Annotated in this window: 8 protein-coding genes and 1 pseudogene; 2 read left to right on the top strand and 7 right to left on the bottom strand. The window is 73.3% G+C overall.

The features are described from left to right. Nucleotides 1–1,317 (top strand): annotated as a pseudogene (locus KILIM_RS20520) (glycosyltransferase family 4 protein); the annotation flags it as partial. A 97-nt stretch (nucleotides 1,318–1,414) separates the two neighbouring features. Here the strand turns inward: KILIM_RS20520 and KILIM_RS20515 are convergent. After that, complete coding sequence (locus KILIM_RS20515; RefSeq protein WP_085956030.1) at nucleotides 1,415–2,875, bottom strand: O-antigen ligase family protein; 1,461 nt, start codon at nucleotides 2,873–2,875, stop codon at nucleotides 1,415–1,417. 72 nt (nucleotides 2,876–2,947) lie between these two features. Between KILIM_RS20515 and KILIM_RS20510 the strand changes: the two genes are divergently transcribed. Continuing rightward, nucleotides 2,948–5,545, top strand: coding sequence for a glycosyltransferase family 4 protein (locus KILIM_RS20510; RefSeq protein WP_006594674.1), 2,598 nt, complete (start codon nucleotides 2,948–2,950; stop codon nucleotides 5,543–5,545). A 6-nt stretch (nucleotides 5,546–5,551) separates the two neighbouring features. Here the strand turns inward: KILIM_RS20510 and crtI are convergent, their stop codons facing one another. From crtI to KILIM_RS20480, 6 genes are all read right to left on the bottom strand, one after another. Then, nucleotides 5,552–7,090: a phytoene desaturase family protein gene (gene crtI, locus KILIM_RS20505; protein ID WP_006594673.1), complete on the bottom strand. Its 1,539-nt coding sequence runs from the start codon at nucleotides 7,088–7,090 to the stop codon at nucleotides 5,552–5,554. A gap of 45 nt (nucleotides 7,091–7,135) precedes the next feature. Beyond that, a complete protein-coding gene (locus KILIM_RS20500; RefSeq protein WP_006594672.1) occupies nucleotides 7,136–7,648 on the bottom strand; it encodes a DUF2505 domain-containing protein in 513 nt (170 codons plus the stop codon). Further along, a complete protein-coding gene (locus tag KILIM_RS25215) occupies nucleotides 7,645–9,807 on the bottom strand; it encodes an FAD-dependent oxidoreductase (RefSeq protein WP_006594671.1) in 2,163 nt (720 codons plus the stop codon). Before KILIM_RS25215 ends, KILIM_RS20500 begins: the two co-directional genes overlap by 4 nt. Beyond that, entirely contained in the window at nucleotides 9,807–10,622 is an 816-nt protein-coding gene (locus KILIM_RS20490; protein WP_006594670.1) for a class I SAM-dependent methyltransferase, read from the bottom strand. The genes KILIM_RS25215 and KILIM_RS20490 overlap by 1 nt, the downstream gene beginning before the upstream one ends. Beyond that, nucleotides 10,615–11,061: a hypothetical protein gene (locus KILIM_RS20485; RefSeq protein WP_006594669.1), complete on the bottom strand. Its 447-nt coding sequence runs from the start codon at nucleotides 11,059–11,061 to the stop codon at nucleotides 10,615–10,617. Before KILIM_RS20485 ends, KILIM_RS20490 begins: the two co-directional genes overlap by 8 nt. Next, nucleotides 11,058–12,018: DUF5914 domain-containing Rieske (2Fe-2S) protein (locus tag KILIM_RS20480; protein WP_006594668.1), on the bottom strand; the 961-nt coding region annotated here is incomplete at its 5' end. The genes KILIM_RS20480 and KILIM_RS20485, both read right to left, overlap by 4 nt.

Here is a 12,018-nt window from a genome sequence, read left to right as displayed (position 1 = left end):
AGCCGCGCCGGCGCACCCAGCCGTTCTGCTGCGCTTGCCGGTGCGCGCGCACAGCTGAAGCGGGCCGTGCGGGGCGCGCTGGCGGCGGACTCGCCAGTCCGCCGGGTGCTGCCGGACGACGTGGGGGAGCGGCTGCGGCAGGTGCGCCGGCACCTACCGGTTCGAGCGGCGCGGGTCCTTGATCGGCAACTCGGGGGGGCTGGCGACCGGCTGTCGCCCGAAGAGTTCGCGGCCGCCTTCGCCCAGGCTTCGCGCCGCCCGCAGCCACCGGCGGACGACGTTCGCGTGTGGATCGCCCCCGCGAATTTCGCCGGTCAGGGGTATGCCTGGGCGCGTGCCCTCGACGCGCACGCCCCTGGGGTGGGCGCCCGCAACATGGCGGTCACCGGCCGGATCGCGTTCGAGGCCGACCAGCTCGTCGCGCCTCAGATCTACCGCGATCTCGCCTGGCAGCGGGCGCAGGAACGGTACGTGCTGGGCGGCTACACGCACGTGCTCGTGGAGTCGGAGCGGCCGGTGTTCGGCCCCCTCTACGGGCGCACGTGCGTCGAGGACGTCCGGCGGCTGCGCGCCGCGGGGCTGGCGGTGGCACTCCTCTCGCACGGCTCTGACCTGCGGGTACCCAGCGACCACGCGCGCCGCCACCCGCACTCGCCGTTCGCCGATGCGTCCGATCCGACGACCGTGAAGCTGGAGCGGCAGGCGCGCCGCAACCGCGACCTGCTGGCCCGCTTCGACGGACCTGTCTTCGTCTCCACCCCCGACCTGCTCGACGATGCGCCGCACGCGACGTGGTGCCCGACCGTCGTCGACGTGCACACCTGGAGCTCGGCCGCGCCCGTCCTGGAGCGCCCCGTGCCGCGGGTCGTGCACATCCCCAGCAGCGCGGGCCTCAAGGGGTCCGCGCACATCGACGCCGCGCTGGCGCCGCTCGCCGCAGCCGGTGTCATCGAGTACCGCCGACTGCAGGGGGTGGATCGCGCCACGTTGCAAGCGGAGTACGAGGCGGCCGACCTCGTCATCGACCAGGTGGCGATAGGCCTCTACGGCGTCGCGGCGATCGAAGCGCTGACCGCCGGCCGCGTCGTGCTCGCCTACCTCGGCGACACGGTCCGCACGCGCATCCACGAGGCCACCGGCCGAGCAGTGCCGATCATCGAGACCACCGCCGACACCGTGCGCGCAGACGTCGAAGCCGTCCTCGCGGACCGCGACTCCGCCCGCGCTGTGGCTGCCTCCGGCCCCGCCTACGCCGCCGCAGTCCACGACGGCCGGAGATCCGCGGCCGCGCTCATGCCCTGGCTGCGGCAGGCCTGAAAGATAGTGTTCGCTTTTACACGGTCAGGCCTGCAAAAGCGAACACTATCTTTCACGTCGCCGAGCGTGGCTGGGCAGTTCGCGGCGACATGCGCGGCTATGTCTCTGAACTTCGACCCAAAGCATGGCTTTCGGCAGGTTGGGGGGTGCGCTCGCGGGCGGCGGCCCACCAGGAGGCGGCGGCGCTGGCCTGCAGGAGCCACCAGCCGGGGATGGTCAGGGACGAGCTGGCGACGATGCCGAAGGCGAAGAACGCGGTGAGGTATCCGAGGATCTCGACTCGGTTGTCGCGGGGCAGGTATCGCGGGGAAGCCGCTACGGCGAGGAGGGCGATCAAGGAAAGGGCGTGGGTGGCGCCGACGACCAGGCCGTACTGGCTCAGCAGCTCGATGAACGCGTTGTGCAGGTTGGTCAGCTTGACGACGCCCGGCTCCGGGTCGGCCCACAGGAGCGGTTCGAAGGAGCCCGCTCCTGAGCCGGTCCAGCCGGATTCGCGCAGGTAGCGCAGGGCGGCTCGGATGAGTTGGAGCCGCAGGCCGTCGGAGCGGGCGGTCTCGTCGTCGAAGAGCATCCCGACCATCTCGACCACCGGGTTGCGGCGGGCGAGCGCCGGGATCGTCACAGAGGCGACCGCCAGCGCCGCCAGCGCACCCCCAGCTCCCAGGGTCCACCGGCGTGACCAGCGCGGTCCCTTGGCGGCGGCCCCGGCATCGCCCGCCTCGGTCTCGGTTCCGTCTTCGCGCTCGTGCCCGGGGCCGGGTTCGCCGTTGCCGTCACTGCTCGCCCCACCCCCTGCGGCGGCGCGCTCGCGGTGGCCCGCGTGCCACAGGGGCCAGCGACGCCACAGCTCCAGGGCGTAGACGACGGCCAGGGCGAGGAGGCCGGCGCGGCTCTGGGTGAAGACGACGACGACCGACCCCAGCACCACCACGACATCGAGGGCCACCCGCGCCCACAACCAGCGCAGGCCAGAGCGCAGGGCCCAGGCGCCGGCGATCATGCCGATGAGCATGGCGGCCAGATTGTTGGGGTTGAGGAACGTCGCGGCGGGCATCCGGGGGCCGAAGACCCAACCCCGCACGGGGTCGAGAAACAGCAGGTGGTTGGCGGTCAGCACCTCCCACAGGCCGATCCCGCCGCAGGTCAGCAGTGCGAGCAGCCAGCCGACCCGCACCCCGGCCAACCCCAGCCGAGCCCCCCGCGCGCACGCCAGCAACGCCGCCGAGTAGATGAGGCACTGCACGAAACGGCGCAGCTCGATGTCGGCGGCGCGGGCATCCGGGGCGACGGCCAGCGCGTGCGGCATCCACGCGAACAACACCGCCCACACGGCGATGAACGTCCACGGCGCCCACGCCGCCCACCGGCGCGGCGGCATCGTCAACACCGCGAACACACCGAGGGCCACGACGGTCCACTGCGCGGTCCACAGGTGCCCGGCGCGGTTCAGCGGCAGCAGCACCACGCCGCCGAGGCAGACGAACACGATGATCGCGGCGGCGACCAGAGCGGCGCACAGGTCCAAAGCCCGCGTGAGGGGGAACCTGCTGCGGCTCATGGGGATTAAGTCTAGGTCGGCGGTCGCGGCCGCCCCGGCAGCGACGGGCCGCGCGGCGTTAGGCTCTGCGGCGTGACTGCGATCCTCATGATGGTCGGCAACGACATCAAGCACGACACCCGCGTGTACAAGAGCGCCCTCGCGCTCGCCGACGGCGGCCTGGAGGTGACCGTGCTGGGCTGGTCGCCCTCGGGCTACCGCGAGGAGACGCAGTTCGGGCCGGTGCGCATCATCCGGGTCCCGGTGGCGTGGCGGCTGCGTGACAAGGCCCTCGCCAAGCGCGCCGCGCGCCGCACCAAGCGCCGCATCCCCGCCCCGCCGACGTCGCGGGACAAGCGGATCCGCGCCCTGCACGACGGCCTACGCCGCGCCGAGGCCAAGGAGTTCGGCGGCCGCTCCCTCGACGCCCGGGTCAAGCTCGGCCGACTCGGGCGCATCGCCCAGGGCAAGACCGACGCGGTGCTGGCGCGCCTGGCTCCCAAGGAGGAGCAGTGGCGGGAGGCGTTCGCGGAGTGGATGGGTGAGCAGACGCGCTTCGCCTCCTGGCGCCGCGACCTGCCGGAGATCGACGACTTCGAACTCGCCTACGCCCCAGTCATCGACGCGCAGGAGTGGGAGATCCTGCACGCCCACGACGTGCACCACGTCGGCACCGCCGCCCGCGCCGTGCACCGCCGCCGCGCCCAGGGCCGCCCGGCCAAGTGGGTGTACGACTCGCACGAGTACGTCGAGGGGCTGCCGATCTACCCGCCGCGCACCAAGCGGTTCGTCGCCGCCTACGTCGACCTCGAGCAGGAGTACATCCACCGCGCCGACGCCGTCATCACCGTCACCCCCGACCTCGCCGAGCACCTGCGCGCCCAGTACCAGCTGCCGGTCACGCCGACCGTCGTCATGAACTCCCCACAGCTCGCGACCCAGGTCACGCTCGACCGGCCCGACGTCCGCGCCACCTGCGGCCTGGCCCCCGACGTCCCGCTCGTCGTCTACTCCGGCGGCGTCACCCCCGCCCGCGGCATCCAGACCGTCGTGTCGGCGCTGCCCGAGCTGCCCGAGGTGCATCTGGCCGTCGTCTGCGTGCCGCACAACAAGACCCGCAACGTCAAGGCGCTGCGTGAGCAGGCGGAGGAGCTGGGCGTGGCCGATCGGCTGCATCTGCTCGATCCGGTGGGCCCGGCGCAGGTCTCGGCGTTCTTGGCGACCGCCGACATCGGGGTGCACCCCCTCGTGCACTTCGGCGGGCACGAGTTTTCCCTGCCCAACAAGTTGTTCGAGTACCTGCACGCGGGGCTCCCGCTCGTGGTCAGCGACTGCCGGGCGCTCGCGCGATTCGTGCGCGAGAACGAGGTGGGGGCGGTCTTCACGGCCGAAGACCCTGCCTCCTGCGCGGCGGCGTTGCGCGACGTGCTCGAGCGCGAGGCGGCGCTGCGGGAGCGGATCGCAGGCGACTCCGGGCTGTTGGAGCCGTACGGGTGGGAGCGGCAGGCCGCGAGCCTGCGCGGGTTGTATCGCGAGTTGCTCGGCTCGCCGGAGTCCGTCGCCGAGCCCACCGTCGAGACCGCGTTGCAGGATGTGCACGAGGAGCCGGCGTGGCGCGACGACCGGCCCAGCGTCGTCGGCATCGGCCCGGCGAACATGGCCGGTCAGGCGTGGGCCTGGGCCAAGGCGATCGAGCGCAACGTGCCGGGAGTGGCGACGCGGGTCATCACCGTCGACCGCGGGCTGGCGCTCACCTTCGAGACCGACGAGACCGTCGACCTCGCGACGTATCGCCGCGACAAGTCGTGGGGCGAGCGGCTCGCGGCGCGGGCCTTCGCCGACTGGACCCACCTGCTGCTGGAGGCCGGCCGGCCGCTCTTCGGCATCCGGCACGGCCGCGACTTCGAGGGCGACGCGAAGCTCGCGCGCGCGCTCGGCCTGCGCGTGGGGCTGCTCATGCACGGCTCCGAGATCCGCGACCCGGCGCGGCACGCCACGACGACGCCGTGGTCGCCGTTCACCGACCCGACCGAGGAGCTGACCGCGCGGCTGCAGTCCCAGTTCGATGTGCTCTCGGTCAAGATCCGGGCGTTCGCGGCCGACGGGTTGGGGCCGGTGTTCGCCTCCACGCCCGATCTGCTGCCGGACGTGCCGGGCTCGATCTGGTTGCCGGTGGTCGTCGACACGCAGCGTTGGCGGCCCGGGCCGCTCGTGCTGGAGCGGGAGCGGCCGGTGGTCGTGCACGCGCCGAGCCGAGCGAGCCTCAAGGGCAGCATGGCCGTGGACGCGCGGATGGCGCGGCTGCACGAGGAGGGCGTCATCGAGTACCGCCGCCTGGAGAACGTGCCGCCCGCCCAGATGCCGCAGCGGATCGCCGAGGCCGACATCGTGCTCGACCAGTTCGCCATCGGCACCTACGGGGTGTTGGCGTGCGAGGCGATGGCCTCCCAGCGGGTGCTGATTTCGCATGTGTCGCAGCCGACCCGGGAGTTCGCGGGGGCGGCCGGAGCCGGTGAGCTGCCGATTTTGGAGGCGACCCCGGACACCGTCGGGGACGTCATCGCCGCGGTGCTCGCCGACCGCGACGCCGCCCGCGAGCGCGCCGCCGCCGGTCGCCGGTTCGTGGAGGCCCTGCACGACGGCCGCCGCTCCGCGCAGGTGCTCGCCGAGCACCTGCACCTGCACGGCTAGGCCTCGCTAGCGGGGGAGGCCGGGGGTGGGCAGGTAGGAGGCGACGCGGCGGGCGGCGAGTTTGCCGGAGATGAGCACCATCGGGACGCCGACGCCGGGGATCGTGCCCGAGCCGGCGAAGAACAGGCCGGGGCGGCGGCGCTCGACGTTGCTGGGGCGGAACGGGCCGGTCTGGGCGAACGTGTGCGCCAGCGCGAACGGGGTGCCCGCGGCCATGCCGGCGCGCGCCCAGTCCGTGGGGTCCACGAGGTGCTCGGCGACGACGTGCGTGGGGTAGCCGTTGGCGTCGAGAAAGGCCTCCAGCTCGGCGCGCATCGCCGGTCGTTCGGTTGCCCAATCGACGTGGCCGACCGCGAGGTTCGGCACGGGCTCCAGCACGTAGAGCGTCGAATGCCCGGCGGGCGCGGCGCTCGGATCGTCCAGCGACGGCACGCTGACCAGCCGCGACGGATCCCGCATGCGGGTGCCCGCGACGAGCAGATCCTCGAAACACTGCGCCCACTGCCGCCCGAAGTGGATGTTGTGGTGCGCCGCCTGCGGCATCGCCTCCGGGCCGCCGCGCACCCCGACGTGCCACACCACCGCCGACGGCGAGTACCGCGGCCGCTGCACCGCCACCGGAGGGGTCAGGTCGGGCAGCAGCCGGTCGTAGGCGGTCGGCACATCGATCGTGCACACCACGGCATCGCACGCGAGTCGCTCGCCGGCGCCCGCCCAATCGTCACCCGCCCGCTCCGCACCCGAAACCCGGGCGATATGCACGCCGGCGACGGCCCCATCGGGGCGGGTCAGAATCCGGGTCACCGGTGCGCCGTAACGGAACTCGACGCCCGCCTCCTGCAGAACCGCCGCCAACAGCTCCGGCACGGCGCGCATCCCGCCGCGCGGAAACCAGACGCCCTCGATGGAGTCCATGTACGTGATGACCGCGTAGATCGCCAGCGCCTGCTCGGGCGCCAGGCCCGCGTACATCGCCTGAAAAGAGAAGATGCGGTGCAGCCGCTCGTCCCGAAAGCGCCGGCGGATCGCCGGGCCGAGCCGCCCGAAGCCGCCGAGTCGCACGAGCCGCGCCATCGCGCCGGGGTTGCGCAGCAGGTCGGCGGGGGAGTCGAAGTTGACGTCGATGAAGTGCGGCACCTCGACCTCGTACAGGGCCCGCAGCCACGTGACGAACTCGTCGAAGGCGGCCGCATCCTCCGAGCCGCACTCGCGGGCGATCTCGGCGCGCATCGCCTCGTGCCCGTGCCGAATGTGCAGCGTCGATCCGTCGGCGAAGCACGCCCGGTACGCCGGGTCGAGCAGGTGCAGGTCGAAGGTGTCGGCCGCGGTCCGCCCCAGCGGCGCCAGCGTGTCGTCGAGCAGGTTGGTCATCGTCAGCACCGTCGGTCCGGTGTCGAACGTGAACCCGTTGCGCTGCACCGCGATCCCGCGCCCGCCCGGACCGGCCTGCGCCTCGACGACACTCACCTCGTGCCCCTGCCCCTGCAGGTGGGCGGCGGCCGACAGGCCCGCCAGCCCCGCTCCGATGACGACGACGTGGGCCATCAGCGGACTCCTCGACGAATGCGCCGACGAGGACGGCCGTGACTACTAGGCCGACGCGATGACATGGGCCTCCTTGTCGAACGCCGCGACGACGTTCTTCAGCACCGCGGCCTCGATCATCGACCCGAGCAGCGGGATCGCGACGTCGAGGTCGAGTTGGTAGGTCAGGGCGCTGCGGTCCGGACCGGCGGGCGCGAGGCGAGCGGAGCCGGTCATCGTCGTCGCGGGGACGCCCTGAAACGCGAAACGCACGTCGGCGAACGCGCTGCCATCGTCGGCGAGGTACCAGGCCTCGCGGCGCGTGATGCTCGGGCCGCCCCCGTGCTCGCCCATCTTGTCGGCCACCCGGGACGGCAGCCAGCCACTGGGGATCTGGCCGACCATCGTCACGATCAGCGCCGCCCCGTCGGGGGAGTCGGTGAGAAGTTCGGTGACCTCCGCCTGGAGGTTCGGGTCGGCGGTCGCGCGGGCCGCGGCGATCCGCGGGTCGGCGCAGCGGGTCAGCACCTGCTGCGGCGACCCGTCGAACTCCCAGGACAGTGTGCGGTGCGAGCTCATGTGGGCCTCCCGGAGGCCGTCGTAACGGGGTCGGTCAGAGTGTGGTCGGTCGGGTTTGGGCCCGTCGGATCGGGACCGGCCGGAGTGGGATCGGTCGGCGTGGGATCGGTCGGGGTGGATTCAGTCGCGGCGGCAGGCGCCGCTCGGCGGGGCAGTCGGCCCAGGGCGCGGCGCAGTCCGCCGAGGGCGGGGCCGAACCGCCCGGAGGTCGGGGGGCTCCACACGTCGTGCCCGGGGCGACCCCAGCCGGCCAGTAGGTGGTTCGCGGCCTGCAGGCCGGTGGTCGCGGCGCGCTCCATGAGGGCGACCGGCAACTCGCAGCGGATGCCGTCGCCGGCCAGCACGACGCGCGGATCGGGGGTGACGACCCCCGGCCGCGCGGCCCAGACGTCGGTGCCGGCCAGCGGGCAGTCGCCCCGCACGAGCACCTCCTCGTGCAGCACCCGCGCGTGGTCCAACTCGGGATGCAGCCGGGACAGTTGTGCCCGCAGGTCGGCGACCACGTCCGCGTCGGCGACGTTCTCGGGCAGGGCATAGGCGTGCAGTTCGACGACGCTGCCGCCGTGCTCGCGCGCCCAGTCGGCGGCGCCCTCCTCGAGCAGGTGCATCGCCGAGACGTTGTCGAGCCGCCCGAAGCCGGCCGTCCCCAGAAAGGCCGGAGTGCCCGGGCGCATCGGGGCATCGAACCACAGCCGGTGCACGAGGAAGCGCGGGGCCATGCGGCCGGCCGCGATCGCCGCCCGCCACCGCTCGTCGCCCAGCCAGGGTGCCTGCGCGACGAGCCGCTGCAGCACGTCGCGCTCCGTGGCGAGCACGACCGCGTCGACGGTCACGTGTGAGCCGTCCGAGACCGTCACCGCCAACCTGCTCCGGCCGCTGCCGCCGTTGCCGGCGCCGTTGCTGCCGGCGCCGCCGCTGCCGGCGCCGCCGCTGCCAGCGCCGTTCTTGCCGCCGCGCGATCCGGCGCCGTGCGGCCCCGCGGTTGGCGGCCCGTCGTGATCCGGCACATGGGCCTCCTGGATCCCGGTAACCGTTGTCCCGCAACGAATCTCGACGCCTAGATCGCTCAGGTAGCGGGCCAGCGGGCCCCACCAGAGGGTGTCGAACTCGTCGGCGGAGACGTCGAAGAGCAACCCCTCGGCACTCCCCAGAAAGTACGTGTGGAACATCGCGACGAGTTCGCCGCCGGAGAACTCCCGCGGGTCTGCGAAGAAGCTGCGCGCGAAGACCTCCAGCGCCAGGTCGCGCATGCCCTGCGGAAACCGCAGCCGGTCGAGCACGTCCTGCGCCGACACGCCGTCGAGCTCCACGAACGTGCGCGGGAAGTCGACGTCCAGCAACCCCAGCGCCGCCGCCACGTCGACCCGCGCGAGGTCGCGCAGGCCGAAGGACGGGCTCGATGCGACAAAACCCATGACGTTGAACGGTGGTCGCCGCGGGACGCGGGTGAAGGAGTCGCGGGTGCCGTCGGCGTGCACGAGTGGGTAGTCGAGCACCGGCCGCAGGCCGGACAGGTCCGGGTCGACGCGCCGCAGCAGTCCGCGCAAGTTGTAGTACTGCCGGAAGAACGCGTGGAAGCCCCGGCTCATCGTCGCGCCCCCGCTCGCGCGGGTCGCCGCATCGAACCGTTCGTCGGCGGTCGAGCCTGGCACCTCGCCTGGCACCTCGCCGGGCACCTCGCCGGGCACCTCGCCGGGCACCTCGCCGGGCAGGTCGCCGGGCAGGTCACCGGGCACCTGGCCGGGCAGATCGACCGGCCAGCTGCGCACGCGACCCCCCAGGGAGTCCTCGCGCTCCAGGAGTGTCACGGCGACCCCCCGCTCGGCGAGTGCGAGCGCGGCGGCGATCCCGGCGATCCCGCCACCGACGACCGCCACGCGCGGGTCCTCTGCACACTGTTGTGTGGGCTTCGGCGGGGCGAAGCGCTCGGCTCGCGAGTCCCGTCCGGGGGTCCAGCGACTCCGGGTCAGCCCGGTGCGAGCCGCGATCACGCGCCCGGTCTCGATCGTCGCGCCGCCGAGCGCGCCGGCCAGATCCCGCGCGCCGCCCAGCGCGCCGAGCCCCGCGCCGCCACTGCCGCGCCCGTTCTGCTGCCCGCCCTCACGCCCGCCCTCACGTCTGCTTGGGCCGGTGCGCGCACCACCTCCCCTGCCCGGCATCACACCACCCCCCAGGTGGCGCGGACCATCCCGCGCTGCCAGCCGGGTACGGGGCGCTGCCCGACATCCCGGAAGCCGGCGTCGATGAGCCGCCCCCGCAGCTGCTCGTCGGAGTCGAACTCCAACACGCTGCGCCACAGGTAGGAGAACAACTGCGGCCGCCGCGTGACCACCCACGCCGACGGAATGATGACGCCCCAGGAGAGGGCCGTCCACGCCAGCGTGTCGAGGGGCCGCCCGGCCACGCCGTAGTCGTGCACGACGAGCACTCCACCGGGTGCCAGCAGCCGCCGCGCGGTGGCGAGAAAGGAGTCCTTGTCGGGCACGTTGCGCACGAGGTAGGCCGCGAAAATCGCGTCGTACCGGGGCTCGTCCGCGACGAGGTCTTGGGCCTGCGCGTGCCGAAACCGCACCGACGCCTCGGGCGAGCCGGGCCACGACTTGGTCCGCGCCTGCGCCAGCATCCCGGCCGATCCGTCGATGCCCTCGATCTCGAACGGGGCACCCGTCTCGGTCAGCGCCCGCACGAGCGCCTGCGTCGAGGTCCCCGAGCCGCAGCCGACGTCGGCCACCCGCAACGGCGACCCACCCGGCTCCGGCGCGCCACCGCCGGCCGCTGACCCAGCCGGCCGCACAAGCGAGCCCAACCCCTGCGGCCGACCGGACAGCACTCCGGTCAACAACCGCGCGGAGCTGTACAACTGCTGCGCGTATCCCGGCGACATGCCGGTCAGCCGGTCGTAGTACGCGCCGATTTCGTCGAACTCCGGGGTGACCGTGGCCCCCCGCGCGTCGATCGACCGCCCGTTAGCCACGCCGACCACCTTCCGTCAACGGTTGCGAATCTGACTGGTGGGCAGCGGCGCCCGGCCCGAAGCCCGGCGGCTGCCCGTCGTCGTGCCGGTAGGTCCACGACGTCAACGCGGTCGCCAGCATCGCGATGAGGATGCCGAAGAAGATGTGGATCGCCCGCACTCCCGCCTCGCCCAGCGCGTACTGGACGCCGACGGCCGCCGCCAGCGACACGGCCAACGTCACATTGACCGGGCCCGCGTTGCGACGCAGCAGCACGTACAACCCGGCGCCGAGCACACACACCCCACTGGTGAACAGCGCGCCGAGCGAGTGGTTGCGCCAGTAGTGCTCCTCGCCCCCGAGCGCCGCTGCCGCCCAACCAGACTGGGCGATGATCGCCGACAGTTGCACGGTCACCATCGTGCGCAGCGCCATGAGCTGCCGCGAGGGGATCCTCACAGCCGCACCTGCCCGGTGCGCACGAGGTAGCGCCGTTGCGCGTACTCGAGGTCGTCGACCCACAGCTGCGCCTGCGTGCGCACCATGAGCGGCCGGATCAGCGGCGCGAACGCCCGCGCCACCGCGAAGCCCGGCCGCGGGGAGAAGCCGATCGTCGCCTCCGTCATCACGGTCACCGGGTGTCCTTCGGGGTCGGTGCCCAGCGGCGTCGCGTGCGTCTCGACGACGGAGCCGGCGCCCTCACCCTCCGTGATGTGCATGACGATCGTGCGCGCGTCGGGGCATGTGAACTGCGCCCGCACCGGCACCCCCCAGGTGTGGTTCAGCCGGAACGTGACGTCGGTGACGAGGCAGTCGTCGGTGCTCGCGTCGTCGTCGACCACCAGGTGGCTGAACGCGTACGGGTGAAACCAGGCCCCGTGCCACGGGTCCAGCCGATTGGCGATGATGTCCTGCGGCTCGCAGCGCGCCGACTTCGCGAAGACCGAGGTCAGGGAGGTGGTGGGGTCCGGTCGGACGGGCAGCGTGGGCGAGTCGGTGGGGTCCTCATCGGCCGTCGGGAGCCGCACCCACAACAGCGCGCCGTCGTCGTGCGCGGGCAGCGTGCGCCACGACCCCGGCCATTCGGACGGCAGCCGCAGCCCGTGCCAGCGGCACATGAGGTCGGCGCCGGCCACGTCGCACCGGTCCAACCGCGCGCCCATGTGCGGACAGGCGCCGGGCCCCGCGTGCACCCGGGCGTTCTCGTCGCGCCACAGGGCCACCTCCCGCCCGGCCACGGTGCGCACGATCGACGTGGCGCCCAGGTCGGTGCTGGCCCCGACGACGTACCAGCCGCCGGGGTTGCGCGCCTGGCTGGCGCGCAGCGCGCGCTCGATGCGCGGGATCGCCGCCTGCCGCCACGTCGAGCGGATCACCTCCGGGGCCGGCTGCGGCACCCGGCGGATCGGCACCCGC

The sequence above is a fragment of the Kineosphaera limosa NBRC 100340 genome, from assembly GCF_000298215.1.
GTDB lineage: Bacteria > Actinomycetota > Actinomycetes > Actinomycetales > Dermatophilaceae > Kineosphaera > Kineosphaera limosa.
This window is presented reverse-complemented; position numbering and strand designations above follow the sequence as displayed.

Bases quoted from the DNA above. Each gene is read 5' to 3' on its own strand.
- KILIM_RS20515 (WP_085956030.1), bottom strand. From the start codon at position 2,875: ATGAGCCGCAGCAGGTTCCCCCTCACGCGGGCTTTGGACCTGTGCGCC.
- crtI (WP_006594673.1), bottom strand. From the start codon at position 7,090: ATGGCCCACGTCGTCGTCATCGGAGCGGGGCTGGCGGGCCTGTCGGCC.
- KILIM_RS20500 (WP_006594672.1), bottom strand. From the start codon at position 7,648: ATGAGCTCGCACCGCACACTGTCCTGGGAGTTCGACGGGTCGCCGCAG.
- KILIM_RS25215 (WP_006594671.1), bottom strand. From the start codon at position 9,807: ATGCCGGGCAGGGGAGGTGGTGCGCGCACCGGCCCAAGCAGACGTGAG.